This window comes from Pseudomonas sp. PME37.24/025, from assembly GCF_055556615.1.
This window is the reverse complement of the sequence record NZ_JBVHNK010000396.1, coordinates 1-250: the sequence shown is the minus strand read 5'-3', so window position 1 is coordinate 250 and position 250 is coordinate 1. Positions and strand designations below refer to the sequence as shown.

Sequence of the window (250 nt, the reverse complement as noted above, 5' to 3'; positions counted from 1 at the left end):
CTTCTCGCCTTCCGGCGCGGCTCCGCGCGAACGGCGCAGGTGTTCAAGCAGGCGGTCCTTGTCTTCTTTCGACAGGGAGTTGGATGCAGAGCTCTTCTCGACACCGGCCGAACGCAGCTGGGTCAGCAGCAGGTCAGCGGGCATCTTAAGCTCGGTGGCAAATTGGGCAACGTTGTTACTCGCCATTCAGTCCTCTTTTCTATGTGGCTCGGCAGATGATGTGGAGACGCTCCGCTTCTCAGCGGCCTTC

1 protein-coding gene is annotated in these 250 nt (G+C 60.0%); it reads right to left on the bottom strand.

What is annotated here, in order from left to right:
- The coding region (locus ACZ3HH_RS30830) for a translation initiation factor IF-2 N-terminal domain-containing protein (RefSeq protein WP_465810481.1) at positions 1-186 on the bottom strand (186 nt) is incomplete at its 3' end.
- Positions 187-250: the final 64 nt, after the last annotated feature.